Consider the following 25,369-nt stretch of genomic DNA (forward strand, 5'->3'; position numbering starts at 1 on the left):
TCGCGAGCACGCTTTACTCCCCCAGCCATAGCGTCCAACCGCCTGTTGCAGCTACGATGCGATTCAAAACGTGGCCGCAGCAGGACCCCTCGTGGTAAAAAAATCCAGACGCGAACTGGCTTCTCTCGACGCCGTCTCCCGAGATATCCCCCTGACGCTCGCCGATGTCGCCCGCCATGCCGGGGTATCGACGATGACCGCCTCGCGCGCCCTCAGCCGCCCGGAAATGGTCAGCCAGAGCACCCGCGAAAAAGTCCTCGAATCGGTGCAGACCCTCGGCTACGTGCCCAACCTGCTGGCCGGCAGCCTGGCATCGAGCAAAAGCCGCCTGGTGGCCATCTTGCTGCCCACTATCAGCCACTCGCTGTTCGCCAACACCGTGCAAGCGATCATGGATCGGCTCACCGAGGCCGGCTATCAGACGCTGCTGGGGCCCACCGGCTATTCACCGGAAAAGGAACAGGCGTTGCTCGAAGCCATTCTCGGTCGGCGCCCCGATGGCATCGTCCTGACCGGCTCGCTGCACACACCCAACAGCCGCGCACGCCTGGTCGGTGCCGGCATCCCGGTAGTCGAAGCCTGGGACCTGAGCGACCAGCCGCTGGACATGCAGGTGGGGTTTTCTCACGAAGCGGTAGGCACCGCCCTGGCCACCCACTACCTGAACAAAGGCTACCGACGCTTCGCCGTGATCACCGCCGACGATCCTCGTGGCCATCGACGCTGCCAGGCGTTGGTTCGGCAGTTGGCGCAAAGCGGAATCAGTGACGTGCCCGTGCAGGTCATGCCGCTGCCCGCCACCTGGCAACTGGGCCGCGAGGGCCTGCGCCAGTTGCTCGCCTTGCCAGTACCGCCGCAACTGGTGCTGTGCAGCTCCGACACCATCGCCCTGGGCGTGCTCGCCGAGGCCGCCAGCCGGGGCCTGCGAGTGCCCGAGCAACTGGCGGTGGTGGGTTTTGGCGATTTGAGCGAGGCGAGTTTCGCCCACCCGTCGCTGTCCACGGTGAGCATCAATCCCGCGCGGATGGGCTTGCAGGTGGCCGAAGCGCTGTTGGGTCGCTTTGCCGATGGAGCGTGCAACCGCGCCTTGGCAGTGGATACCGGGTTCGTGCTGCAGGATCGGGGCAGTAGCTGATGTCAAAAAACCTTGGCGCCAGCAGGACGCTACGGTTGTTCGCGACAGATAACTGCAGGCGAGCGCAGACAGACGACAGAAAAGAATTCTGACCATCGGTCTTGAATGATAGCGCTATCAGTATATTATCTACCACGTAGTTGTACGATGACGTACGATATTCAATCGACCGTCTGCTGCGCCTTTCGATATCAACGACGAGCATCTAATAACAATGAACTCACTGACTCAGCACACCCAGACCGGCACCCCCGTCATCACCGAACTGCACGTGGTACCGGTGGCTGGCCACGACAGCATGTTGATGAACCTCAGCGGCGCCCATGGCCCCTACTTCACCCGCAACGTGGTGATTCTCAAGGACAGCGCCGGCCACGTCGGCGTCGGTGAGGTGCCCGGCGGCGAGGCCATTCGCAAGACGCTCGAGGACGCCCGCCCGCTGGTACTCGGTGCCTCCATCGGCCGTTATCAGAACATCCTCGAACAGGCCCGCATGGCGTTCGCCGATCGTGATGTCGGTGGCCGCGGCCTGCAGACGTTCGACCTGCGCATCGCCATCCATGCCGTCACCGCCCTGGAAGCCGCCCTGCTCGATCTGCTCGGCCAGCACCTCGACGTACCGGTCGCCGCCTTGCTCGGCGAAGGCCAGCAGCGCGACGCGGTGGAGATGCTCGGTTATCTGTTCTATGTCGGCGACAGCAGCCGTACCGACCTGCCCTATCGTCGCGAAGACGACGCCGACAACGCCTGGTTCGCCCGCCGTCACCACACCGCGCTGACCCCCGAGGCGGTGGTCGAATTGGCCGAGGCCGCCTACCAGCGCTACGGGTTCAAGGACTTCAAGCTCAAGGGTGGCGTGCTCGCGGGCGGCGCCGAGATCGAGGCGGTAACGGCCTTGCACGAGCGTTTTCCGGACGCGCGCATCACCCTCGACCCTAACGGCGCCTGGTCGCTGAAAGAAGCCATCAGCCTGTGCCGTGACCAGCATCAGGTGCTGGCCTACGCCGAAGACCCGTGCGGCGCCGAAAACGGCTATTCGGGCCGTGAAGTGATGGCCGAGTTCCGCCGCGCCACGGGCCTGCGCACCGCTACCAACATGATCGCCACCGACTGGCGCGAAATGGGCCATGCCATCCAGCTGCAATCGGTGGACATCCCGCTGGCCGATCCGCACTTCTGGACGATGCGCGGTTCGGTACGGGTGGCGCAGATGTGCAACGAATGGGGCCTGACCTGGGGCTCGCACTCCAACAACCACTTCGACATCTCGCTGGCGATGTTCACCCACGTGGCGGCGGCCGCGCCGGGCAAGATCACCGCCATCGACACTCACTGGATCTGGCAGGACGGCCAGCGCCTGACCAAGGCGCCGCTGCAGATCAACGGCGGCCTGGTGCAGGTACCGAAGAAGCCGGGGCTGGGCATCGAGCTCGACTGGGATGCGCTGGCCGCCGCCAACGAAACCTACAAGGGCATGGGCCTGGGCGCACGCAACGATGCGGTGGCCATGCAGTACCTGATCCCCGACTGGCAGTTCGACGCCAAGCGCCCGTGCCTGGTGCGCTGACAAATCCGTAGCGAGGGGCTCGCCCCTGATAGATGTATCAACTTTTCGGGGCAAGCCCCCTCGCTACAAAAAGCCTCACCCATCCAATAACAATGTTCGACCATTCTCTGGAATGAGGAGACCGCAATGGATACAAGAATAATGATCATCCTGGCCCTGACGGCAGGCTACTTTGTGGTGATGTCGTGCATTGGCTACGGCGTGCGCAAACACGCCAAGAGCAGCGACGGCTTCACCGGTGGCGGGCGCAGTTTCCCGCCGTTCCTGATCGGCGCGCTGTTGCTGTCCGAATTCATCGGCAGCTCGGTGAGCATCGGCACCGCGCAGAAGGGTTTCGAAGCAGGCATCTCGGCCGCCTGGAACCTGGTGGCGCTGGCCTTGGGCTTTCTGCTGCTGGCATTGATTCTGGCGAAAAAGTACCGCGAGACCGGGCTCAACACCATCTCCGGCATCCTCGCGCAGAACTACGGCCAAGGCGTGCGCTACGCGGCTTCGATCCTGACCATCTGCGCGCTGAGCATCGTTTCGGTGGCGCTGTACGCCAGCGGCGGCGCGGTGCTGGCAGCGGTGCTGAACATCGACAAGACCCTCGCGATCCTGCTGGTGGGCGTGGTGACAGTGTTCTATGTGAGCCTGGGCGGCATGCGCTCGGTGGTCTACACCAATTTCATTCACGCGACCATCAAGTACATCGGCATCGTCCTGGCGCTGGTGTTCGCCCTCAAGGCCAGCGGCGGTATCGCCAACCTGCAGGCCAACCTGCCGAGCAAGATGTTCGACCTCACCGGCGTGGGCTGGGGCCAGATCATGGCGTGGATGATCGGCGGCATCGGCTCGATCTTCGCCACTCAATACGTGATCCAGGCACTGGTCAGCACCAAGGATGAAAAGACCTCCAAGCGCGCCTGCTTCTACGTGTCGTCGCTGATGATCCCGTTCGGCCTGATGGCCGCGACCATCGGCATGTGCAGCGCCTTCCTGTATCCGGGCATCAAGTCCATCGACGCCTTCCCGGCACTGATCGCGCACATGCCCACCTACTCCGCCAGCCTGGTGGTGATCGGCCTGGCCGGTGCGCTGTTCGGCGGTATCTCGGCCAACACCCTGGCCTCGGCGACCCTGGCGCTGAAGGACTTCTACGACCCCTTCTTCAACAAGGAAAAGAACGACCTCAAATCGGTGATCTTCGTCAAAGTCGCCATCGTGGTCATCGGCTTCCTGCCGCTGGTGCTGGCGCTGTACGCCGACAAGATCCTGCTCATCGCTTTTCTCGGCAAGGCCCTGCGTGCCACCCTCGCGGTGATCGTACTGATGTGCTTTTATGCACCGAAGTTTGGCACGCCGCGCGGTGCGCTGGTTGGCGTGATCCTCTCGGTGATCTCGACCATCGGCTGGTTCGTGGCAGGCAACCCCTACGGCATCGACAGCTCGTACTTCGCGCTGTTCGCACCGATCCTGACGATGACCGTCGCCCATCTGTTCAAGGGCAAAGACGCTACACTCAGCACGGCGCCAAACCCGGCACCGCTGAGCACCGCTCGCCGCTGAAGCCGGCTGTTCATTCATTCCGGCCCCAATGTCGGGGCCGCTGCAACGGAGTCAAGCATGACCGCAAGCAAAGCCGATGTACTGGCCTGGGCCGAATTGAACCCTTCACTCATGGCCAACCTGCGCCGTGACTACACCGTGCACCTGCGCAACGAGATCACCGATCTGGCCAGTTGGGGTGATACCCACGGCAGCAAGATCAAGGCCGTGGTCACCACCGGTGCTTTCGGTACCGAAATCGACGTGCTCGAGCGCCTGCCCAACCTGCAAGTCGTGACCAGCTTCGGTGTCGGCTACGACCCCATCGACATCGACTATCTGAACGAACGCGGCATCCCGGTCAGCAACACCCCGGACGTGCTCAACAACGCGGTGGCCGAAACGGCTCTGGCGCTGATGCTGGGCCTGACCCGTCGCATCCCCGAGGCCGACCGCTTCGTGCGCAAGGGTGCCTGGCCGACCGGCAAGTTCCCGCTGGGCCGCCAGCTCACCGGCAAGACCTGCGGGATCGTCGGCCTCGGCAAGATCGGCAAGACCATCGCCAAGCGCGCCGAGGCGTTCGAGATGCAGATCGCCTATTACCGCCGCGGTCAGGCCTACAGCGATGTGAGCTACACCCATTACAGCGATCTGGCGGAACTGGCCAAGGTTTCCGACTACCTGGTGCTGATCGTGCCCGGCGGCGCCCAGACCCAGCACCTGGTCAACCGCGAGATTCTGCAGGCGCTCGGCAAGGACAGCTATCTGATCAACGTCGCGCGCGGTTCGGTAGTGGATGAAAAGGCCCTGATCGCGGCGTTGCAGGCCGGTGAGATCGCCGGTGCGGCGCTGGACGTGTTCGAGGACGAGCCTAATGTGCCGCCAGCGTTGTTCGGCATGGACAATGTGGTGCTGGCCCCGCATATCGGCAGCGGCACCCATGAGACGCGCCAGGCGATGGCGGATCTGGTGTTCGCCAATCTGCAGCAGTTTTTTGCGGATGGGACGTTGATCACCCCGGTCATTGATTGACGGATACGCTGTGTGGACCTGGGAGCGGGCTTACGCGTTCGACGGCGAACCCGCTGCGGCCGATATGACGCCTGCGCGGCCAGAGCCCGCTCCCACAGGGGCCGCTGATAACCTGCAGTTATCGGTTACTGAACATTTACCATTGGTACTTATCGTAGCCAGCTTCTAGCGTGAAGGCCTTGCCTGCATGCGTTCCAGACTGTCGTTCGGCCTTGCAGGCCTATAAAAACAACAGCGAGGCCCGTCATGCCCACCCATGCCACCCCAGCCGTCACGCCCCCTGATGCCAAGCAACTGCGCCGCGCCATATTCACCGGCGCCGTCGGCAGCGCCCTGGAATATTACGACTTCGCCATCTATGGCCTCGCCTCAGCGCTGGTCTTCGGGCATATCTTCTTTCCCTCCCTGGGCACCACAGGAGCCCTGCTGGCCAGCTTCGCCACCTATGGCGCGGGCTTTCTGGCGCGGCCGTTCGGCGGATTGTTCTTCGGTTCGCTGGGCGATCGCAAAGGCCGCAAGCTGGTGCTGTTGTTGACCATCGGCCTCATGGGCCTGGCCACCACCGCCATCGGCCTGCTGCCCACTGGCAGCCTCGGCGCGGTGTTGCTGGTGCTGCTGCGCCTGCTGCAGGGCTTCGGTGCCGGCGCCGAACAGACTGGCGCCGCGACCTTGATGGCCGAGTTGGCCCCCGCCAAGCGCCGCGGGCTGTATGCGGCCTTGCCCTTTATCGGCATATTCAGCGGCCTGGCCCTGGCCACCGTGACCTTTCGCGTGATGCAGGCGTTGCTCACCCCAGAAGAAATCATCGCCTGGGGCTGGCGCCTGCCGTTTCTGGCCAGCGTGGTGTTGATCGTCATGGCCATCTGGATTCGCCTGACGCTCAAGGAAAGCCCGGTGTTCAAGCAACTGGCCGAATCGAAGAATGTCATTGCCTCGCCGATGCGCTCGATGCTGCGCAACGCCCGCCGGCCGCTGCTGGCCACGACCCTGATGCGCATGGCCGAAACGGGCTCGTCAACGCTCTACACCACGGTATCGATCGCCTTCCTGACCAGCTTCGCTTCCCAGCACATGGCCAACGGGAGTGCCGGCCTGGGCACCATCGGCACCAACGCCGTGTTACTGGCGAGTCTGGCCAGCATCGTTACGACACCGCTTTTTGGCGCCTTGTCGGATCGCATCGGGCGCTTGAAGGTATACCGCGGCGGGGCGATATTCGCCGCACTGTGGGCCTTCCCGGCGTGGTGGATGATCGATACCGGCCAGCAAGGCTGGGTCACCCTGGCCACGGTGGGCGGCTTTGCCATTGGCGCCAACAGCATGCTCGGCGCGCAGTGCGCGCACTTCACCGAACTGTTCGGCAATCGCTATCGCTACTCCGGCGTAGCGCTGTCGCGCGAAGTCGGGGCCATGCTATCGGGCGGCATCGTGCCGATCCTGGGGATTTTCCTGGTCGGGATCACGGGTGGCGCCTACTGGGTGCTGGCGGTGTACACCTTGGTGCTGGCGGTGCTGACCCTGATCGGCACCTGGCTGTCGGTCGAAACCCGTGGCCGCGATCTCACCGACCTGGCCGATGCCGTGGGCAGCGGCTCGAACCTAAGCGTCGAAGAACGCCGCCGTTCAGCAGCGCCCGCGTGGGAGCGCTAGTACGGCACCGACCAAGGATTGTCGACACAAGAACATATTAATTTGACTGAAAGCCCTCCAATGATTAGATTCGAGGCAGTCCAATCATAATGTGTCGACAATGTCAGACCCAATCGAAATCTCCAACGCCGACTCGGCCACTCTGGCGGAAAACATTTTTCGTCGCATCCAGGCGGCTATCGTCGGTGGCGAGATCGCCCCAGGCAGCAAGATTTCCGAGCCCGAACTCGCCCGCACCTACGGCATCAGCCGCGGCCCCCTGCGCGAGGCCATCCACCGCCTCGAAGGCCAGCGCTTGCTGGTGCGCGTGCCCCATGTCGGCGCTCGGGTAGTGTCGCTCAACCGCGCCGAACTGATCGAGCTGTATGAAATCCGCGAATCCCTCGAAGGCATGGCCTGCCGTCTGGCAGCCGAGCGCATGACCCAGGTGCAGATCGACGAGCTGCGCCACGTGCTCGATACCCATGAGCGCGATGCGGCGTTCCGGGCGGGCGTCGGCTACTACCAGCAGGAAGGCGATTTCGACTTCCACTACAAGATCATCCAGGGCAGCGGCAACCGTACCTTGACGCAGATGCTGTGCGGCGACCTGTACCAACTGGTGCGCATGTACCGCATTCATTTCTCGGCCACGCCCAATCGCCCGCGCCAGGCCTTCGCCGAACACCATCGCATCCTCGATGCCATTGCCGACCGCGACGGGGAGCTGGCCGAGCTGCTGATGCGTCGGCACATCGCTGCATCCAAACGTAACGTCGAGCGTCATTACCAGGACGCCGCCCATAACAACAGCCTACGAGGTGAGTCATGAGTCAGTCCAACAGCCCCGGCCAGCGCTTTCGCGACGCCGTTGCCAGCGAACACCCACTGCAGGTGGTCGGTGCCATCAACGCCAACCACGCCCTGCTCGCCAAACGCGCCGGATTCAAGGCCATCTACCTGTCGGGGGGCGGTGTCGCGGCAGGCTCGCTGGGCCTGCCGGACCTGGGTATCAGTGGCCTGGATGACGTGCTCACTGATGTGCGACGCATCACCGACGTCTGCGACCTGCCACTGCTGGTGGATGTCGATACCGGCTTTGGCTCCTCGGCGTTCAACGTGGCGCGCACGGTCAAGTCGATGATCAAGTTCGGCGCGGCGGCCATGCACATCGAGGATCAGGTCGGCGCCAAGCGCTGCGGCCATCGCCCCAACAAGGAGATCGTCACCCAGCAGGAGATGGTCGACCGCATCAAGGCGGCTGTGGATGCGCGTACCGATGACAGCTTCGTGATCATGGCGCGCACCGATGCGCTGGCGGTGGAAGGCCTGGAATCCGCACTGGAACGCGCCGCCGCGTGCATCGAAGCCGGTGCTGACATGGTGTTCCCCGAGGCGATCACCGAACTGGACATGTACAAGCTGTTCGCCGCCCGAGTGCAGGCGCCGATCCTGGCCAACATCACCGAGTTCGGCGCCACGCCCCTGTACACCGTCGATGAATTGCGCAGCGCCGATGTGTCGCTGGTGCTGTACCCGCTGTCGGCGTTCCGGGCGATGAACAAGGCGGCGGAAAACGTCTACACCGCGCTGCGCCGCGATGGCACGCAAAAGAACGTCATCGACACCATGCAGACGCGCATGGAGCTGTACGACGCCATCGATTACCACGTGTTCGAGCAAAAACTCGATGCGTTGTTCGCGCAGAAAAAAGCCTGACCGTGGTGCGCCTGCCTGAAGGCGCGCAGTACTGAGACGCATAACAACAAGATTGGAGAAAAACTCATGGCCGAAGCAAAAGTATTGAGCGGAGCTGGCCTGCGCGGCCAGGTCGCCGGGCAGACCGCCCTGTCCACCGTGGGCCAGGCGGGTGCCGGCTTGACCTACCGTGGTTACGACGTTCGCGAGCTGGCAGAGCACGCGCGTTTCGAGGAAGTCGCCTATCTGCTGCTGTACGGCGAGCTGCCGACCCAGGCCGAGCTCGACGCCTACCTGAACAAGCTCGGCGCCTTGCGCGAACTGCCCACCGCACTCAAGGAAGTGCTGGAGCGCATCCCCGCCGACGCCCATCCGATGGACGTGATGCGCACCGGCGCGTCGTTCCTCGGCAACCTCGAGCCAGAGACCTCGTTCGAACAGCAACGGGATGCCACTGACCGATTGTTGGCCCTGTTCCCGGCGATCATGTGCTACTGGTACCAGTTCAGCCACTACGGCAAGCGCATCGACTGCGACACCGGCGAACCCTCCATCGGCGGCCACTTCCTGCACCTGCTGCATGGCAAGGCACCGAGCGAGCTGCACCGCAAGGTCATGGACGTGTCGCTGATTCTTTACGCCGAACACGAGTTCAACGCCTCGACCTTCACCGCGCGGGTCTGCGCCTCGACCCTGTCCGACCTGCACTCCTGCATCACGGGCGCCATCGGCACCTTGCGCGGGCCGCTGCATGGCGGCGCCAACGAAGCGGCGATGGCGATGATCGAGAAATTCTCGTCGGCGGACGAAGCCGTGAGCGGTACCTTGGCCATGCTTGCCCGCAAGGACAAGATCATGGGTTTCGGCCATGCCATCTATAAAGAGTCCGACCCGCGTAACGAGGTGATCAAGGTGTGGTCGAAAAAACTCGCCACCGAGGTCGGTGATACGGTCATCTACCCGGTGTCCGAGGCCATCGACAAGACCATGTGGGAGCAGAAGAAACTGTTCCCCAACGCCGACTTCTATCACGCCTCGGCCTATCACTTCATGGGTATTCCTACCCCGCTGTTCACGCCGATCTTCGTCTGCTCGCGGCTGACCGGCTGGGCGGCGCACGTGTTCGAACAGCGCGCCAACAACCGCATCATCCGCCCGAGTGCCGAGTATGTCGGGGTTGATCAGCGCCGTTATGTGCCGATTGGCGAGCGGTGAGCTAGCTGGCGGCGATGGCGTCCTTACGGATGCCTTCGCGGGCAAGCCTTACTCCCACAGTGCACACAGATCCAGCGTCGTACACCTGTAGGAGCAAGGTTGCGCGTTCGGCGGCGAACAGGCCGGTACTGACAGCAACAAATACAGGCGCCGAGCGCACACCCTGTGGAAGAGGCCAGCAGATATACCCCCCAACAGACCAGGGCCACCCACAAGAGCCCAGCCCAATTACCGTGAGCGAGTCCCAGACCATGAACACTGAGTACCGCACCAACCTTCCCGGCACCCCCCTGGACTTCTTCGACGCCCGCGCGGCAGTCGATGCAATCCAGCCAGGCGCCTACGCCACCCTGCCCTATACCTCGCGGGTGCTCGCCGAAAATCTGGTGCGGCGCTGCGATCCGGCCGCGCTCACTGCCTCCCTGAGCCAACTCATCGAGCGCAAGCGCGATCTGGATTTCCCTTGGTACCCGGCACGCGTGGTGTGCCACGACATTCTCGGCCAGACTGCTCTCGTCGACCTCGCCGGCCTGCGTGACGCCATCGCCGACCAAGGCGGCGACCCGGCGCAGGTCAACCCGGTGGTGCCCACGCAACTGATCGTCGACCACTCCCTGGCCGTGGAAAGCGGCGGCTTCGACCCCGACGCCTTCGAGAAGAACCGCGCCATCGAGGACCGCCGCAACGAAGACCGCTTCCACTTCATCAACTGGACCAAGAAGGCCTTCAAGAACGTCGACGTGATCCCGCCCGGCAACGGCATCATGCACCAGATCAACCTGGAGAAAATGTCGCCGGTGATCCAGGCGCGCGAAGGGGTAGTGTTCCCCGACACCTGCGTCGGTACCGACAGCCATACGCCCCATGTCGATGCACTGGGGGTCATCGCCATCGGTGTCGGCGGCCTCGAAGCCGAAAGCGTGATGCTCGGCCGCGCCTCGTGGATGCGCCTGCCGGACATCATTGGCGTCGAGTTGAGCGGCAAACTGCAACCGGGGATCACCGCCACCGATATGGTGCTGGCGCTGACCCAGTACCTGCGCCAGCAAAAAGTGGTGGGCGCCTGGCTCGAATTCTACGGCGCGGGTGCGTCGGCGCTGACCCTGGGCGATCGCGCAACCATCTCCAACATGGCCCCGGAGTACGGCGCCACGGCGGCGATGTTCTACATCGACCAACAGACCATCGACTACCTCAAGCTCACCGGCCGTGAAGACCAGCAAGTGCAGTTGGTTGAGCAATACGCGCGCCTTACCGGCCTGTGGGCCGACAGCCTGGCCAGCGCCGAGTACGAGCGGGTGCTGCGCTTCGACCTGTCCACCGTAGTGCGCAACATGGCCGGCCCCAGCAACCCCCACGCACGCCTGGCCACCACCGAGCTCGCGGCCAAGGGCATTGCCGGGCATTGGGATGAGGTCCCCGGGCAGATGCCCGATGGCGCGGTGATCATCGCGGCGATCACCAGTTGCACCAACACCAGCAACCCGCGCAATGTCATCGCCGCCGGGCTGATTGCGCGCAACGCCAATCGTCTGGGCCTGACACGCAAGCCATGGGTCAAGTCCTCGCTGGCGCCCGGCTCGAAAACCGTGGCGTTGTACCTCGACGAAGCCGGCCTGACCACTGAGCTGGAGCAGTTAGGGTTCGGTATCGTGGCCTTCGCCTGCACCACCTGCAACGGTATGTCGGGCGCGCTCGACCCGGTCATCCAGCAAGAGATCATCGACCGCGACCTGTACGCCACCGCCGTGCTCTCGGGTAACCGCAATTTCGACGGGCGCATCCATCCCTATGCCAAGCAGGCGTTCCTCGCTTCGCCGCCGCTGGTGGTGGCCTACGCGATTGCCGGGACCATCCGTTTCGATATCGAGAAGGACGTGTTGGGCGTCGACACCCACGGCAACGAGATTCGCCTCAAGGACATCTGGCCCAGCGACGAAGAGATCGACGCGGTGGTCAAGTCGTCGGTCAAGCCCGAGCAGTTTCGGCAAGTCTATATCCCGATGTTCGCCATCCATGAAGACACCGGCCCCAAGGTCGCACCGTTGTATGCGTGGCGCGAGATGAGCACCTACATCCGTCGCCCGCCTTACTGGGAAGGCGCGTTGGCCGGCGTGCGCAGCCTGACCGGCATGCGCCCGCTGGCGGTGCTGCCGGACAACATCACCACCGATCACCTGTCGCCGTCCAACGCAATCATGCTCGACAGCGCTGCGGGTGAGTACCTGGCGAAAATGGGCTTGCCAGAAGAAGACTTCAACTCCTACGCCACCCATCGTGGCGATCACTTGACCGCCCAGCGCGCTACTTTCGCCAACCCCAAGCTGTTCAACGAGATGGTGGTCGAGAACGGCAAGGTCAAGCAGGGCTCGCTGGCCAGGGTCGAGCCGGAGGGCCAGGTGATGCGCATGTGGGAAGCGATCGAAACCTACATGGCGCGCAAGCAGCCGCTGATCATCATCGCTGGCGCCGACTATGGCCAGGGCTCTTCGCGCGATTGGGCCGCCAAGGGCGTCAGGCTGGCGGGAGTGGAAGCGATTGCCGCAGAAGGCTTCGAGCGCATTCACCGCACCAACCTGGTGGGCATGGGCGTGCTGCCGCTGGAGTTCCAGCCGGGCACCGATCGCCATACGCTGGCCATCGACGGTAGCGAGACCTTTGACGTGATCGGCAAACGCACGCCGGGAGCGACCCTGACCCTGGTACTGACGCGACGCAACGGCGAGCGCCTGGATGTGCCGGTGACCTGCCGCCTGGACACCGCGGAGGAGGTCTCGATCTACGAAGCCGGTGGCGTGCTGCAGCGCTTTGCCCAGGACTTTCTCGAGTCGTCGGCGGTGGCGTGATTTTGTAGCGCCTGCAAGGGCCCTTTCGCGGGCAAGCCTTGCTCCCACAGATGCACGCCCGTGGGAGCAAGGCTTGCCCGCGAAGGGGCCGGTAGCAACACCGCTATCCCAAGCCTTATTCGGAGACAATCACCATGCCCCATCCACCGCAACTCCGTATCCCTGCCACCTACCTGCGTGGCGGTACCAGCAAGGGGGTGTTCTTCAAGCTCGAAGACCTGCCCGCTGCGGCCCAGGTACCCGGCCCCGCCCGCGACGCGCTGCTGTTGCGAGTCATCGGCAGCCCCGACCCCTATGCCAAGCAGATCGACGGCATGGGCGGCGCCACGTCCAGCACCAGCAAGACGGTGATCATCTCGCGCAGCGAGCGCCCCGGCTTCGACGTCGATTACCAGTTCGGCCAAGTGTCCATCGATTCGGCCTTCGTCGACTGGAGCGGCAATTGCGGCAATCTCTCTGCTGCGGTAGGTCCGTTCGCCATCGCCAACGGCCTGATCGACCCTGAACGCATCCCCGAAAACGGCATCGCCACTGTCCGTATCTGGCAGGTCAACATCGCCAAGACCATCATCGCCCATGTGCCGATCACCGCCGGGCAGGTCCAGGAAACCGGTGATTTCGAGCTCGACGGCGTGACCTTCCCGGCGGCCGAAGTGCAGCTGGAGTTTCTCGACCCGGCCGCCGATGAAGGCGACGGCGGCGGCGCCATGTTCCCTACCGGCAACCTGGTCGATGACCTTGAAGTCCCGGGCGTGGGCACCTTCCGCGCGACCCTGATCGACGCCGGCATCCCGACCATCTTCATCGACGCGCAGGCGCTGGGCTACACCGGCACCGAGCTGCAGGACGCAATCAACAGCGACCCCAAGGCCCTTGCCATGTTCGAGACCGTGCGGGCCTATGGCGCCCTGCGCATGGGGCTGATCAAGCACCTGGACGAAGCCGTCACCCGCCAGCACACGCCCAAGGTCGCGTTCGTCGCGCCACCCGCGAACTATGTCGCCTCCAGTGGCAAGGCCGTGGCGGCGAGTGACATCGACCTGTTGGTCCGGGCGCTGTCCATGGGCAAGCTGCATCACGCGATGATGGGCACGGCGGCTGTGGCCATCGGCACGGCGGCGGCGATTCCGGGCACGCTGGTCAACCTCGCGGCCGGCGGAGTCGAGCGTACGGCGGTGCGCTTCGGTCATCCGTCCGGCACCCTGCGCGTCGGCGCCGAGGCCCGGCTCGAGAAGGGCCAGTGGGTGGTGACCAAGGCGATCATGAGCCGTAGCGCGCGGGTGTTGATGGAAGGCTGGGTGCGAATTCCGGGCTGATCCGCTGCCTTCTCGCTACAGAGTAACGCTGTCAAGAGAGCGTCGGCAGCCAGCCTACTGCCGGGCTGTCGAAACGAACCAGTGCGGCCCCGTTCTCTTGTTGCTTTCAGGGCGTGTGGCGGGAAAGTCTTCGCCGCATGTTCCGCCCCTTCGCCAACACTACAGACAACTCAATACCCCTGCTCCTTCAAGATTTCCGCCACCGACCGCGTCGCCGGGCGCTTGTAGAACTTCAGCAACTCGCTGGCACGGTTGGTGAAGATGCCGTCGGCACCGGCCTCCATGACTTTCTTGTAATCCACCGGATCATCCACCGTGTACACGTGCACGAGCAGGCCTTTGTCGTGGGTGAGTTTATTCATCCAGGGTTGCACCAGGTCCATGTAGCTCTGGTCGCCGCCTTGAGTGAGGGCCGCCGAGGGGCCGGTGCCGGCAGCGCCGTTGGCCTTGGCAAAGTCGATCCAGCGCTCGAACTCGGCGTGGTCCTTGGGTTGTTGCTGGGCGTAATAGGCGGCCTTGGTCTGGCCTGTGGTGGCATCGAAAGCCTTGTCCGACGCCGGCTCCATACCGCCCTCGCCGACCCACAGCAGCAGAATCTTCGGCACCTTGTGCATGTACTGATCGAGCAGCGTCAGGCTGTTGCGCTCGAAGGTCTGCAGGATCAGGTGATGACCGCTGGCGACATCGCCATTGGCGGTGATCCAGCCGCGCTGCTGGAGCTTGGCGTGAAGGTCTTTTTCGATCCCCGGAAACAGCTGGGGTGCCTTGGTCTCGATGTACAGGCCGGGGCGATGCTGCGGGGTCTGCTCGGCGATATCGATGATCTCGTCGAGGGTGAGAATCTTCAGCCCCGCGTAGCTGGCGCGCGCACGTTGCGGATAGGCCTGGTTGAACCAGCTGCCGGCATCCAGGGTGCGCAGCTCGGCCAGCGTGAACTGACTGACGGGCTGGTCCTTGCGCTCGGGAAACTTCTGGCCGATATCGGTGGTGCGCTTGAGGTTGGTGTCGTGCAGCGCGATCAACTGGCCGTCGCGGGTACGCTGCAGGTCCATTTCCAGGTAATCGGCACCCAGCTCGCGAGCCAGCAGATAGGACGCGCGGGTCGATTCCGGCGCATCGAACGACGCCCCACGGTGGGCGATCACGGCCGGCCAGGGAATGCCTGCCGCCTTGGCCAGCGCCTCGCCCGGTGATGGCGCGGCGTACACGGTGGTGGTAGCGAGGGCCAGCGACAACGCGCTGATCAATAGGGTTTTGTGCCAGCTGGACAATAGCGACGCTCCTGCGTGGGTAGTTTTTGTGGTTCGAGGACGACCATAGTCGGTGCCGAAGATTACAGACAAATGTACCCAGGGTAATCCGGGGAAACATCCTGAAACAGCGTGGGCAAGCAGCCCACTTGCAGTTGCCGTTAGGATGCGCAAATACGAATGATATGCATCTGTATATTCTGGATTTCAGACGCTCAGGGCTTCGAGCCGAGCCTCCATCGGCCCCCTCGCAGCGCCTTCGTATGACCCCTACCCTGCCATCACTCAAGGATCTGCCCAATGCGTCACCTGCCCAAAACACTGCTCGCCGCTGCCCTCGGCGTATTCATCAGCGCCAATGCCTGCGCCCATGGCCTGTGGACCGAAGAACGCCGCGGTCATATCGAGGTGGTGTTCGGCGATGGCGCCGAAGATGACGCCTACCAGCCCGAACAGATCAAAAGCGCCTGGGCCTATGACCCGGCCGGCAAGGCAATCGCCGTGAGCATCGATCCCCAGGCCGACCACGCCCGACTCAAACCCTCGAGCGAGGCTGCCACCCTGTTCGTGGTCATGGACGGCGGCCTGTGGGCGCAAAAACCGGACAAGACCTGGGTCGCGCAGGGCAAGCGCGATGTCCCTGGCGCCCTCGATGCCTTGCGCAGCGTGCGCTACAGCCTGGCCATCCATGAGGAGAAAGCCAAGATCGTGGTGCCCAAGGACGTACACTTCGTGATCGTGCCTCAGGTCGATCCGCTGCACGTCGGCGTGGGCAAAGAGTTGCCTGTACAGGTGCTGCTCGACGGCAAGCCGGTCAAGGACGTGTCGCTGATGGGTGATTTTCGCGGCGCACCGCATACCGTGTCGGCCAAGACCGACGCCGAAGGCCGCGCGTCCATCCCGGTGCGCAACGACGGACTCAACATCATCGCCGCCTATACCTCGCAGGAGGTGGCCAAGGATGCCGATGTCAACAAGAATAGCTACTTCACTTCGTTGACCTTCATCGGTACGCCCGAGCACGAGTGATACCGGCTTTTGCTGCAGCGTGGAGGCTTGCCCCCTCGCTGCATCAGGTAGCGATAACGGCTGCCTTTCGCCGACTGTCCAGCGCCGCATTACCGTGGCATAGTTCGCCCTGCACACCCGATGCCCGGCCCAGACGCCGTGCACTACAGAGCTAACAAACGCCACAGGTGCCCGCATGTCGATCTACACGCAAGGCCTGGCCAAAGGGCCAGTCAATCACGTGGCCCTCACCCCGCTCAGTTTCATCGAGCGAACCGCCCACACCTACCCCGATCACCTCGCGGTCATTCATGGCTCGCTACGCCGTACCTGGGCGCAGACCTACGCGCGCTGCCGGCGCCTGGCCGCTGCCCTCGCCACCCACGGCATCGGCCCTGGCGACACCGTGGCGACCATGCTGCCGAACATCCCGCCGATGCTCGAAGCGCACTTTGGCGTGCCCATGCTGGGTGCGGTACTCAATACCCTCAACATCCGCCTCGACGCCACGGCCATTGCCTATATGCTGCGCCACGGCGAAGCCAAGGCATTGCTGGTCGACCGCGAGTTCGCCACAGTGATCCGCGCCGCGTTGGCCCAGCTCGACAACCCACCGCTGGTGATCGACGTCAACGACCCTGAATACCCCCAAGGCGAGCCCATATCGGACCTCGACTACGAAGCGCTGCTGGAAAGCGGCGACCCCGATTTCGCCTGGGCCTGGCCTGCGGACGAATGGGATGCCATCTCGCTCAACTACACCTCCGGCACCACGGGCAACCCCAAGGGCGTGGTCTATCACCACCGCGGCGCGTTCCTCAACGCCGTCGGCAACCAAATGGCCTGGGGCATGGCGCACCATCCGGTGTACCTGTGGACCTTGCCGATGTTCCACTGCAACGGTTGGTGCTACCCCTGGACCATCACCGCCCAGGCCGGCACCCACGTGTTTTTGCGCAGGGTCGACCCGGTCAAGATCATCGAGTTGATCCGCGAACACCGCGTCAGCCACTTCTGCGGTGCGCCGGTGGTGCTCAACGCACTGGCCAATGCGCCGGACACCACGCCCTTCGAGCACCCTGTGGCAGTCATGACGGCGGGTGCGGCGCCACCGGCGCGGGTGATCGCCTCGGTTGAAGCCATGAACGTGCAGGTCACCCACGCCTATGGCCTGACCGAAACCTACGGCCCGGTGACCGTCTGCGCCTGGCATTCCGACTGGGACCAACACAGCGCCGATGAACGCGCCCGCCTCAAGGCCCGTCAAGGCGTGCGCTATGCGACCCTCGAAGGGCTGATGGTCGCCGATGCCGACACAGGCCTCGCCGTGCCCCAGGACGGCAAAACCCTCGGCGAGATTTTCATGCGCGGCAACACGGTGATGAAAGGCTACCTGGGCAACGAGCAAGCCACGGCCGAGGCCTTCGCCGGCGACTGGTTCCATACCGGCGACCTGGCCGTGTGGCACCCGGATGGCTACGTCGAGGTCCGCGACCGGCTCAAGGACATCATCATCTCCGGCGGCGAGAACATCTCTACCATCGAGGTCGAGAGCGTGCTCTACCGTCACCCGGCGGTGCTGGAAGCGGCCGTGGTCGCGCGCCCAGACGACAAATGGGGCGAAACGCCCTGCGCGTTCGTCACCCTCAAGGACAACCACAGCGCCACCGCCGAGCAGATCATTCTCTTCGTGCGCGAACACCTGGCCAGCTTCAAGGCACCCAAAACCGTGGTGTTCACCGTGCTGCCAAAAACCTCCACCGGCAAGATCCAGAAGTACGTGCTGCGCGAGGAGGCCAAGAAGCTGCAATAAACCAAGTGGCGTTGCGGTGGCAATCCGCGGGCCGTGGCGGTAACCATCTACCCCTTGAGAAAGCTGGCTCAGCCCTAGGCTCGGCATCCCTTTCTCAAGCGGTACACCGACATGAGCGCCACCGGCCCCCTGGAACAACTCGAAGCCCTGGATCAAGCGCTGCATGCCCAGTGGGCAAGCACCCCGTCCCTGAGCAAGCTCCTTGCCAAACGCATCGCCGACCGGCTGCCGAGGCTGGATACCACCACGCTGCACATCGGCCTGCGGACCCTGCCCGAGGCGGTGATCGCCCGACTCAATGGCGAGCTGCAAGACGATGCGACGATCCTGCAGGCTGACGGCACCCCATTACCCGAACCCAGTCACCAACACCTGCTCGACGGTATCAGGCAATTGGCCGGCCAACTGCCGTTCACTGCCGTGGACCATGCCGTCGGTTTCTGGAAAACCGCGCGCTGGCCAGGCACGCAGTTGACCGCACTGCAAGGCCTGGCTGCGGAGCTGCAACAGCGTTGGCGCGTGCAACTGGAACTGCGCCGTGAAGATCACACCCTGGAACCCGACAGCGTCGCGCTGATGCACCGGGCGCTGGCAGGCACTACCGATGGCGTTTGGATCAAACAACTGCACCTGACGACCGAGACTGAGGTATCAGGGACACAGCTCTGCGGGCCTGAGCGATCGAGCCTGGCCCTGCCGGGGATCTTCGTCATCGGTGACGACAGCGCCCCGGCCGTCTTGCTGCATAGCATGGCGTTCGGCTTCGAACGCTTCGCGTCCTTGGCCCGCCTCGAACGCGAGTTCAGCGAACGCCTGGACGACCCACGTCAAGGCGGCGCTCTGCTGGCGCCGTTGACCACCGCCCAACGCCACCAGGCCTATCAGGCCGATGCCCTGACGTACGAAACTCTCCAGGGCGCACTGGCCATAACCATCGCCCGCGACCTGCGCGAATGGCATCTGCGCCAACTGCGTCAGGCCTGGGATAATCGGCCGTCGAACGCCGACCTGGCGACCCTTGAACAGCACCTCAATAAAAGCTCGGACCTGGCGCAGCTGCTGCATCGCCGTGGCGCACTGCAAACGCGCTATGCCTTGTTGCTGGCCCGGCACATGCTGCCCTGGTTCAAGAACACCGCCGAGGCGCACAAGATCGATGCCATGCAGGCCATTCGCGAGTTGATCCTGGCCATGACCCTGGCGCGCACCCCGGCACTGCCCAGCGTCAATCGGTTCAGCCAGCGCGAAGAATTGCTGCGCTACGCTGCTACCCAACTGCGCCAACGCATCCGTATCGAATTGGCTATCGACGTCGACCCCCATCAGGTGATGATCGCCACCACCAAGGCGGTGCGTACCGGCGCCCTCCTGCATCCACTGCAACCCAGTAGCTACATCGCCGGCGTACTGCGAGACAAGACAGGAGAGTCGCTGAGCCTCATCACGCACCGCCGCAGCCTGGCGGTCCTGGCGCTCGAGAATGTCAGCCTGCTCGACCTTGATTTTATCCTGACGGCGCGGGTCACCATCGACGGCGCACCCGCCCCGCGCGGGCTGACCGCTGGCCGGGTGAAAACCCTCGTGCGCCAGCTCAGCCTGGGCAGTACCTACGCGGAGTTTCTGGAGCAACGGCTGCTGCGTGACAGCGATGCGCAATGGCGGCGCGAGCGCTACCGTCATCTGGCACTGGCGCGCATGCGCTATGAAGCCTACAAGGGCAATGCCAGCGGGCGATTTCTCGCCCATCCACAGCAACGGGGCTTCGCCTGGGCCTGCGCCGTGCTGAATCACCCGGTTGCCCACCAACGCCAGTCACTGCAACGGTCCGAGCAACTGGCGGTCAATCAACTGCTGGTTCAAGAGGCAACCCTCAACGGGGTACTGGTCATCACCGCGACGCAGCCGCATGCGCCGTCCAATGTCGTGGTCTACACGCCTGCCGCTCCCGATCGGCGCAGTTGGCGCGAGTTCGCCAGCCGTGCGGAATTTTTACGCGCGTTCGCCAGCACGCCGATCCTGCTGGATTATCTGGTCAACAGGGCCAGCCTGGGCGAGCAAGCACGAGTCAGACGAACCCTGAGCAATACCAGCGGGGGCGCCAACGTGAGGTTGGCCGCCATCGATGGCGACTTCATCGAGCGCTGCTATGACGCTGAAGTCCGGCAGGTGCTCGCCGATGTCCGGGCCCAGGCCATCAGCACCCTGAGACTGGAGGCCACCGCCTTTACCCAGGCCGGGCTCTCGATCCTCGAGATGATGGCCAGCCTGGCCCCGGCGCCGGTACCGCTGCAAGTGGCACTGGCGCGGGCGCTTGGCACCCTGTGGGAGGGCCTGGAGAACCGCCATGATCGCGATATTGCCCTGCAGCACTTCATGAGCAGCATCACTTATCTGGGCGATGTCGGCATCAGCCTGGCGGGCTCACCCACATTTGCCAGGTCCTTCCGCAATCTGCCGTTGCAACCGCCTTCGGTGCTCAACAGCGTCATGGCCGTGCCGCGGGAAAATACCCGTCTGCGTTACCGCATCGACGGCATCTATCGCGAGGGGGTGTATGAAACCCTCGGCGAAGACGGTGCCGCTGCCGAATACCTGATAGAAGACCGCGCCGGGCGGCGCTACAAGATCGAATTCGACGGCGATTACTGGCACATCATCGATGCCCGGAACCCCGAAGCGAATCATCCCCCGCAAGTGCGCAAGAACGCGGCAGGCCACTACGAAATCGTCTCGGATCTGTATTGGCAAGGCACCCAGCCGGATCTGCGCAGACTACTCACCGAGGCGCGCTTGCAACCCGCCCCTGAGGGCCTGAACGTCAATCGCCGGGGCATGGCAACACGGGACCATCAGCGATTCGTGCAACTGGGAGAGCGCTTCTACGAGGTGCGTAAAAGCCTGGTACGGGGGCGCTACCGACTGCTATTGGCGCACAGCAGTGATGTATTGCGCCCCGCGACGGTGTTGTTGCGGCGCGACCCAAATGATCGACGCTGGCAGATCATGGTCAAGCAGACAGGCATCAGCAGTCCTTGGCTGGAGCTGCCGTGAATGGCCGCGCATACCCTCAGAACCTGGGCAGAAGAAGACTGATGCGAGTCCCGGGGCCGACCTACCCTGGATGCCACTCACCCTTATTGGCATACCACAAGCTAGTTGTTCTGCGAGCTGTGCCTAGCCCGTGGCCTCAATATGCTGCTTGGCACCGAATCATTACGGTTCATCTGCAACCCCACCGAGGTGAGCACCATGGTTGATCAACATCAAGCAAAAAGACCGGGGGATCTCAACCCGGTGTTCAACAACGGCAAAGTCACGCTCGACCATACGGGCGCCGACGGTTACCTGGTCTGGCTCGAATTGACTGCCCAAGGCAACATACTGGTGCTCTCGCGTCGCTCCGGCGTTCAGCAAGGCTACTACCTCTCCCGATTCACCCCCCAAGGCACGCTGGACACATCATTCGGGGCCACAAAGGGATTCTTTCTGTTCGAGGACCCCGTCTTCCCGGATCGCGACCAATTTCACCAGTTGGACGATGGATCGTTTCTGGTGACGGGCGGCGGGCATGCCGACCAGTTATCGATTACGCGCTTCCACGCGCATGGCGCTTTGGACACCGCCTATGGCGTAGGCGGGCACGCCATCGTCCGGGTGTCCGATCTGAACATCGAAGGCCGTAAAGACCCTCGTATTCTGGTAAGCAGTCCAGACCTGGGGCTCACCACTGATCAGCAAAAGCGCCTACCGCCGAAGTCCGCAACGGTGTACAGCGCCGCTGACAGCCTAGGCGCATACTTAGTGTTTACCGCGACATGGGGCGATTTTGAACAACTGAACGCGGTCGTTGTACGAATCGACGGGTCAGGCGAGCTCGACAGAGCGTTCAATAAAACCGGTTACGTAGTGGAGACATTGGCAGGGTCCGGCATCACCTACAACGTCGCCAGACAGGCAGTACTACAGACGAGAGGTCAGCAAAGCGAACTCGTCATACTTGTTCAGGAAGCACTGAAGATCGTCGATCCACTCGAAGGCAACTACTTCATGCTGCGGTACGACGTGACAGGCCAGCGCCACTTTGACTTCGGCGGTTGCGGTAACGACCAGGGATTGGCGCGCATAGACTGGCAAGATTTTTTTATCGTCTACAGCTTATGGGCCGGCGAAGATGGTGCTCTGAAAGTGATAGGCAGTACGTTCGACGATGAAAATTTCATCGGGGCGGTTCGCGGATATACCGATCAAGGAAAACAAGATCTTTCCTTCTATGGAGGGCAGTTGCTGCTGACCGAGATCGAGCCAGGATACGGCAATTGGCATAGAGGTATCTTTTACACAGAGAAGGGGGAAACCCGAATGGTCCTGTCCGGCCCCATCCCGTCTCGAAGACTCATCGGCATCGCACGCCTGCTCGGCGATGGCCAGTTCGATAAGAACTTTGGAGAAGACGGAAAGGCAGCTTTCGACAGGTCCGCCGGCCCCACTACCACGTCGCACATCCAGCTTTTGTCAGATAAAGACATTATCCTCGGTGATAGAAACGATATCTGGTGGCTCAAAGGCGGTGAGCCCCAATAACACCCGGCGATAAGGATGCTACGCACTCTCCCGAGTCGGCAGATCCTGAATCGAATGCGACACCACCAGCCGCCCTTCGGGTAACCGCAGGGCGGCAGGTCACGTCACTCCCGCAGGGCATTCATCGCGCCCGCAAATGCTGCACGTAGCGATCGCCCAAATACTGAATCCCGCACACCAGCACGATCAGCATGGCAATCACGCACAGCATCACCTGGGTGTCATAGCGTTGATAGCCGTAGCGAATCGCCAGATCGCCCAAACCGCCCGCACCAATGGCACCGGCCATGGCCGAGGCGCCGATCATCGCCACCAAGGTGATCGTGAAGCCGCCAATGATGCCCGGCAACGCTTCGGGCAGCAGCACATTGAAGATGATATGTCGGCGCTCGCACCCCAAGGCCTGGGCTGCCTCGATCACCCCACCGCCCACTTCACGCAAGCTGACTTCGGCGATGCGCGCGAAGAATGGCGTGGCGCTCAGGGTGATAGGCACCACCGCCGCCCAGACTCCAATGGTGGTGCCCGTCAACAAGCGTGTCAGCGGGATCAGCGCCACCAGCAAGATGATGAACGGCGTGGCCCGAAAGCCGTTGACGATGCCGCCCAGTACCCGGTTGAGGGTCGGTGCCTCGAAGATCGCCCCGCGGGCCGTGGTGATCAGCACCATGGCCAAGGCAATGCCGGCGAACCATACCAATACGCCGGAGATACCGACCATGGTCAGGGTATCGACAAAGGCCTTCCACAACGCTTTAAGCATGAATTCAGACATGACCGATCACCTTGGCGCTGCTGAACAGCCCGGTTTTTTCCAGAAAGGCCGCGACACGGCTGGCCGGCGCAACGGTAGAAATCAGCAACCGTCCCTGCGCGCGGCCCTGGATCCGATCGATACCGCCATGCAGCAATTCGACCTGGCCACCCAGTGCCTGGCCGATGGCGAACACATCAGGTTCGCGCGCACTCTGGCCATCGAAGATCAGCTCCAGCACGGTCGCACCGCTGCCATCGCTGGCCTGCAAACGCGCCGCCAGGTCGCTTGGCAATTGCGTTGACAGTGGCGCCAGCAACGCTCGGGTGGCTTCGGCCTGAGGCTGGCCGAAGATCTTCCACACCGGGCCCTGCTCCACCACACGGCCCTGCTCCAGCACCACGACGTGGTCGCAGATCTGCCGGATGACCGCCATCTCGTGCGTGATCAGCACCAGGGTAAGGCCCAGACGCTGGTTGATTTCCTTGAGCAGCGCGAGCACTGATTGGGTGGTCTCCGGGTCCAGCGCGCTGGTGGCCTCGTCGCACAAAAGGATCTGCGGTTCGAGCATCAGCGCCCGGGCAATGCCCACGCGCTGCTTCTGGCCGCCGGACAACCGCGATGGGTAGACCTTCTCCTTGCCCTCCAGGCCGACCAGCGCCAGCAGTTCGCGAGCGCGCTGTTCGATCACCGCGCGGCCGATGCCCGCGGCTTTGAGTGGCAGCGCGAGGTTTTCCAGCACAGTCTGCGAAGAGAGCAGATTGAAGTGCTGGAAGATCATCCCGATGCGCCGTCGCAACGCTACCAGCTCCTTGCCGTGCAAGGTGCCGATGTCGACACCGTCGATGCTGACGCTGCCCTCGGTCGGCTCCTCCAGGCGATTGAGCATGCGAATCAGGCTCGACTTGCCGGCACCGCTGCGGCCGATAACACCGAAGATCGCTCCGCGTCGAATGCTCAGGTCAACCCCGGTCAGGGCTGTGACCGCGCCGCTGCCGGCCTGATAGGTCTTGCCCAGCTGGGTGATCTGCACATGCACCTGAGCGGCGTCCGGCACCGGCTCAGCCGCACGCGTCAATGGACGCAGTGGCACCACCTGGCTCATCGCGAAGCCTCTTTGGCGTCATCGAGCCAGCCCAGCGAGTAGAGTTTCGGGTTGCCGTAGGACTTTTCGATGGCCGCGCGCACTTCAGGGTCGTTCTGGAAAATCTGCACGAACTCCTTGATGGCCGGGTTATCGAGGTTCTTGCGTGCTACTACGAAACGCAGTGCATACAGGTGATCGCCCGGAGCGTTCTGGCTGAACAGCAATGCGTTGTTCGGGTCCTTGCCGGCGGCCAGCATGTGCGACGGGTAGCTCTGAGCGATGGTGACGTCATCCACCACGCGTGCCAGTTGCGGGCCGGGCAGCTCGATGAATTTCAGGTGTCTGGGATTGCCGGTGATGTCTTGCAGACCTGCTTTAGGCCCGGCATCGGCGCGCAGGGTGATCAAACCGGCCTGCTCGTACAGGTGCAGGCCCCGGCCCTGATTGACTGGATCGTCGGCCACTGCAACGGTGTCGCCATCCTTGACCTCATCGAAAGATTTGACCTTGTTGGAGTACAGCCCGACGCGGTTTTCCACGCCTAGGCCGATCGGCACCAGATCGAAGCCGTTCTGCTTGTTGGCGTTATCCAGAAAGGGTTGATGCTGGAAGTAGTTGACGTCGATATCACCGTTGTTGAGCGCGATGTTCGGCGTGTTCCAGTCGCTGAACGACACCAGTTCAACGTCAAGGCCCTTGGCAGCGGCGCGCTTGGCGGCCACCTCGAGCGCGACGTTCTGCGGGCTGTCGTTGATGCCGATACGGATGTGCTGAGTGGGCTGGGCGGCAAAGCTCGCCAGCGGTGTCAGCAACACGGAAAACAACAGAGAGTGACGCAAAACGGACCTGATCGACACGGCAAAGCTCCTGAAGGAAGCGATCTCCGGTAGTCCGGTCGAGGCAGGGATTTA

General features: G+C 63.2%; 18 protein-coding genes. 14 read left to right on the top strand and 4 right to left on the bottom strand.

Annotation, left to right across the window (positions count from 1 at the left end):
- Positions 1-91 precede the first annotated feature (91 nt).
- From LIX93_RS14490 to prpF, 10 genes are all read left to right on the top strand, one after another.
- Positions 92-1,135 (top strand): LacI family DNA-binding transcriptional regulator, encoded by a 1,044-nt coding sequence (locus LIX93_RS14490; protein WP_226504744.1) that lies wholly within the window; start codon positions 92-94, stop codon positions 1,133-1,135.
- Positions 1,136-1,349: 214 nt separating this feature from the next.
- Positions 1,350-2,702 carry a glucarate dehydratase gene (gudD, locus tag LIX93_RS14495; RefSeq protein WP_226504745.1) on the top strand — a complete coding sequence of 451 codons (1,353 nt, stop codon included), beginning with the start codon at positions 1,350-1,352 and terminating at the stop codon, positions 2,700-2,702.
- A 126-nt stretch (positions 2,703-2,828) separates the two neighbouring features.
- Positions 2,829-4,250, top strand: a complete 1,422-nt coding sequence (locus LIX93_RS14500) for a sodium:solute symporter family protein (RefSeq protein ID WP_226504746.1) — start codon at positions 2,829-2,831, stop codon at positions 4,248-4,250.
- 57 nt (positions 4,251-4,307) lie between these two features.
- Positions 4,308-5,261, top strand: coding sequence for a 2-hydroxyacid dehydrogenase (locus LIX93_RS14505; protein WP_226504747.1), 954 nt, complete (start codon positions 4,308-4,310; stop codon positions 5,259-5,261).
- Positions 5,262-5,507: 246 nt separating this feature from the next.
- Positions 5,508-6,911: an MFS transporter gene (locus LIX93_RS14510; protein WP_226504748.1), complete on the top strand. Its 1,404-nt coding sequence runs from the start codon at positions 5,508-5,510 to the stop codon at positions 6,909-6,911.
- A gap of 100 nt (positions 6,912-7,011) precedes the next feature.
- Complete coding sequence (locus tag LIX93_RS14515) at positions 7,012-7,722, top strand: GntR family transcriptional regulator (RefSeq protein ID WP_226504749.1); 711 nt, start codon at positions 7,012-7,014, stop codon at positions 7,720-7,722.
- Positions 7,719-8,609, top strand: a complete 891-nt coding sequence (gene prpB, locus LIX93_RS14520; protein WP_226504750.1) for a methylisocitrate lyase — start codon at positions 7,719-7,721, stop codon at positions 8,607-8,609. Before LIX93_RS14515 ends, prpB begins: the two co-directional genes overlap by 4 nt.
- Positions 8,610-8,675: 66 nt before the next feature.
- Positions 8,676-9,803, top strand: a complete 1,128-nt coding sequence (gene prpC, locus LIX93_RS14525; RefSeq protein WP_226504751.1) for a 2-methylcitrate synthase — start codon at positions 8,676-8,678, stop codon at positions 9,801-9,803.
- Positions 9,804-10,054: 251 nt separating this feature from the next.
- Complete coding sequence (gene acnD, locus LIX93_RS14530; RefSeq protein ID WP_226504752.1) at positions 10,055-12,649, top strand: Fe/S-dependent 2-methylisocitrate dehydratase AcnD; 2,595 nt, start codon at positions 10,055-10,057, stop codon at positions 12,647-12,649.
- Positions 12,650-12,783: 134 nt separating this feature from the next.
- Positions 12,784-13,965, top strand: a complete 1,182-nt coding sequence (gene prpF, locus LIX93_RS14535) for a 2-methylaconitate cis-trans isomerase PrpF (RefSeq protein WP_226504753.1) — start codon at positions 12,784-12,786, stop codon at positions 13,963-13,965.
- Between the two features lie 170 nt (positions 13,966-14,135).
- Here prpF and LIX93_RS14540 read toward each other — a convergent pair whose 3' ends face one another.
- Positions 14,136-15,212, bottom strand: a complete 1,077-nt coding sequence (locus tag LIX93_RS14540) for a glycerophosphodiester phosphodiesterase (RefSeq protein WP_226504905.1) — start codon at positions 15,210-15,212, stop codon at positions 14,136-14,138.
- 303 nt (positions 15,213-15,515) lie between these two features.
- Between LIX93_RS14540 and LIX93_RS14545 the strand changes: the two genes are divergently transcribed.
- From LIX93_RS14545 to LIX93_RS14560, 4 genes are all read left to right on the top strand, one after another.
- Positions 15,516-16,244, top strand: coding sequence for a DUF4198 domain-containing protein (locus tag LIX93_RS14545; protein WP_226504754.1), 729 nt, complete (start codon positions 15,516-15,518; stop codon positions 16,242-16,244).
- Between the two features lie 175 nt (positions 16,245-16,419).
- Positions 16,420-18,036, top strand: a complete 1,617-nt coding sequence (locus LIX93_RS14550) for an acyl-CoA synthetase (RefSeq protein WP_226504755.1) — start codon at positions 16,420-16,422, stop codon at positions 18,034-18,036.
- Positions 18,037-18,147: 111 nt separating this feature from the next.
- On the top strand, positions 18,148-21,087 hold the full coding sequence (locus LIX93_RS14555; RefSeq protein WP_226504756.1) for a DUF6543 domain-containing protein: 2,940 nt from the start codon (positions 18,148-18,150) through the stop codon (positions 21,085-21,087).
- Between the two features lie 198 nt (positions 21,088-21,285).
- On the top strand, positions 21,286-22,617 hold the full coding sequence (locus tag LIX93_RS14560; RefSeq protein WP_226504757.1) for a hypothetical protein: 1,332 nt from the start codon (positions 21,286-21,288) through the stop codon (positions 22,615-22,617).
- A gap of 121 nt (positions 22,618-22,738) precedes the next feature.
- Here the strand turns inward: LIX93_RS14560 and LIX93_RS14565 are convergent, their stop codons facing one another.
- The 3 genes from LIX93_RS14565 to LIX93_RS14575 are packed head-to-tail and all read right to left on the bottom strand — an operon-like array spanning position 22,739 to position 25,315.
- Positions 22,739-23,392, bottom strand: a complete 654-nt coding sequence (locus LIX93_RS14565) for a methionine ABC transporter permease (RefSeq protein ID WP_226504758.1) — start codon at positions 23,390-23,392, stop codon at positions 22,739-22,741.
- Positions 23,385-24,476, bottom strand: a complete 1,092-nt coding sequence (locus LIX93_RS14570; RefSeq protein ID WP_226504759.1) for an ATP-binding cassette domain-containing protein — start codon at positions 24,474-24,476, stop codon at positions 23,385-23,387. Before LIX93_RS14570 ends, LIX93_RS14565 begins: the two co-directional genes overlap by 8 nt.
- Entirely contained in the window at positions 24,473-25,315 is an 843-nt protein-coding gene (locus LIX93_RS14575) for a MetQ/NlpA family ABC transporter substrate-binding protein (RefSeq protein WP_226504760.1), read from the bottom strand. Before LIX93_RS14575 ends, LIX93_RS14570 begins: the two co-directional genes overlap by 4 nt.
- Positions 25,316-25,369: the final 54 nt, after the last annotated feature.

The sequence above is a fragment of the Pseudomonas sp. MWU16-30317 genome (genome assembly GCF_020515695.1).
In the GTDB taxonomy this organism is placed as follows: Bacteria; Pseudomonadota; Gammaproteobacteria; order Pseudomonadales; family Pseudomonadaceae; genus Aquipseudomonas.